This is a genomic window from Vibrio sp. Y29_XK_CS5 (genome assembly GCF_024181835.1).
Lineage (GTDB): Bacteria > Pseudomonadota > Gammaproteobacteria > Enterobacterales > Vibrionaceae > Vibrio > Vibrio harveyi.
The window spans coordinates 1-2,895 of sequence record NZ_JAMZAM010000024.1; the positions used below are offsets into that span (position 1 = coordinate 1).

Consider the following 2,895-nt stretch of genomic DNA (forward strand, 5'->3'; position numbering starts at 1 on the left):
TGACAGTCAGGCTATTCAAATCTAGCTGGTCGTTATTAACCGCTTCGACACCTTTATCGGTCAACTTAACTTGATCACCGTCTAGGACGAAGTAACCATCTGTGTTGTTTTCGAGCTGAACTGTCAATTGATCCGCAGGTGTATCTGTATCAGCAACAACGAGTGTTGCCACTACTGTGTCGGTAGATACCGCATCTTCAGTCACGCTATCGATGGCATTGACGTCGATGGTTGGTGCGTCGTTTACGCGAACCACGTCCAACGAATCCGTGTCTGTTACTTTCGGGTTCACACCATCAGATACCGAAGCAGTTACCGTTAGGCTGTCTAGGTCAAGCTGGTCATTATTAACCGCTTCGACACCTTTATCGGTCAACTTAACTTGGTCACCATCGAGTACGAAGTAACCGTCAGCGTTGTTTTCTAGCTGAACGGTAAGCTCGTCTGCTGGTGTATCTGTATCAGCAACAACAAGTGTTGCCACTACTGTGTCGGTAGATACCGCATCTTCAGTCACGCTATCAACCGCGGTAACGTCGATAGTCGGCGCGTCGTTTACACGAACCACGTCCAACGAATCCGTGTCTGTCGCTTTCGGGTTCACACCGTCAGATACCGACGCTGTGACACTCAGACTATTCAAATCTAGCTGGTCGTTATTAACCGCTTCGACACCTTTGTCGGTCAACTTCACTTGATCACCGTCTAGGACGAAGTAACCGTCAGCGCTGTTTTCGAGCTGAACGGTCAATTGATCCGCAGATGTATCTGTATCGGCAACAACGAGTGTTGCCACTACGGTATCGGTAGATACCGCATCTTCAGTCACGCTATCAACCGCGGTAACGTCGATAGTCGGTGCGTCATTTACGCGTACCACATCAAGAGAATCCGTGTCTGTCGCTTTCGGATTCACGCCGTCTGATACCGAAGCAGTTACCGTTAGGCTGTCTAGGTCAAGCTGGTCATTATTAACCGCTTCGACACCTTTATCGGTCAACTTAACTTGGTCACCATCGAGCACGAAGTAACCGTCATCGTTGTTTTCTAGCTGAATCGTCAATTGATCTGCTGGCGTATCTGTATCAGCAACAACGAGTGTTGCCACTACGGTATCGGTAGATACCGCATCTTCAGTCACGCTATCAACCGCGGTAACGTCAATGGTTGGTGCGTCGTTTACGCGAACCACGTCCAACGAATCCGTGTCTGTCGCTTTCGGGTTCACACCGTCAGATACCGACGCTGTGACAGTCAGGCTATTCAAATCTAGCTGGTCGTTATTAACCGCTTCGACACCTTTGTCGGTCAACTTAACTTGATCACCATCGAGCACGAAGTAACCGTCAGCGTTGTTTTCGAGCTGAACGGTAAGCTCGTCTGCTGGCGTATCCGTATCAGCAACAACGAGTGTTGCCACTACTGTATCGGTAGATACCGCATCTTCAGTCACGCTATCAACCGCTGTGACATCAATGGTCGGCGCATCATTCACACGAACGACATCAAGAGAATCGGTATCTGTTGCTTTCGGGTTCACGCCGTCAGATACCGAAGCAGTTACCGTTAGGCTGTCTAGGTCAAGCTGGTCATTGTTAACCGCTTCAACACCTTTATCGGTCAACTTAACTTGATCACCGTCTAGGACGAAGTAACCATCTGTGTTGTTTTCGAGCTGAACGGTAAGCTCATCTGCTGGCGTATCTGTATCAGCAACAACGAGTGTTGCCACTACTGTATCGGTGCTCACCGCATCTTCAGTCACGCTATCAACCGCTGTGACGTCGATGGTCGGTGCGTCGTTTACGCGAACCACGTCCAACGAATCCGTGTCTGTCGCTTTCGGGTTCACTCCGTCAGATACCGACGCTGTGACAGTCAGGCTATTCAAATCTAGCTGGTCGTTATTAACCGCTTCGACACCTTTATCGGTCAACTTAACTTGGTCACCATCGAGCACGAAGTAACCGTCAGCGTTGTTTTCGAGCTGAACGGTCAATTGATCTGCTGGCGTATCTGTATCAGCAACAACGAGTGTTGCCACTACGGTATCGGTGCTCACCGCATCTTCAGTTACGCTATCAACCGCTGTGACGTCGATGGTTGGTGCGTCGTTGACTGGGTTAACCGTCACCGCAACCGTTGCATCGTCTGTTAGCTGACCATCTGAGATGGTGTAGCTGATGGTTGCATCACCATTGAAGTTTTCAGCAGGCGTGAAGACCAACTTGCCGTCAACAATCGTCACCGTACCTTGCTCTGCAGGTACTGACGCATTGGTAATAGTTAATTGGTCATTCTCTGGATCGCTGTCATTCGCCAATACATCGATAGTAACCGCAGTGTCTTCGTCTGTTGCAACAGTGTCATCCACTGCCACTGGTGCGTCGTTGACTGGGTTAACCGTCACCGCAACTGTTGCATCGTCAGTTAACTGACCATCTGAAATGGTGTAGCTGATGGTTGCATCACCATTGAAGTTTTCAGCAGGTGTGAAGACCAACTTGCCGTCAACAATCGCCACCGTACCTTGCTCTGCAGGTACTGACGCCGCTGTGATAGTCAGCGTATCGTTTTCTGGATCGCTGTCGTTTGCAAGCACATCAATAGTAACCGCGGTATCTTCATCTGTTGACACAGTGTCGTTTACTGCCACTGGTGCGTCGTTAACTGGATTAACCGTCACCGCAACCGTTGCATCGTCACTTAGCTGACCGTCTGAGATGGTGTAGCTAATCGTTGCATCACCATTGAAGTTTTCAGCAGGTGTGAAGACCAACTTACCATCCACGATGGTAACGGTGCCTTGCTCTGCTGGTACCGATGCCGCTGTGATAGTCAGCGTATCGTTTTCTGGATCGCTGTCGTTTGCAAGCACATCAATAGTAACCGCAG

General features: G+C 49.6%; 1 protein-coding gene. It reads right to left on the reverse strand.

The annotated features are described in order from the left end of the window. On the reverse strand, positions 1–2,895 hold a 2,895-nt coding region (locus NL647_RS27035; RefSeq protein WP_253650913.1), incomplete at both ends, for a tandem-95 repeat protein.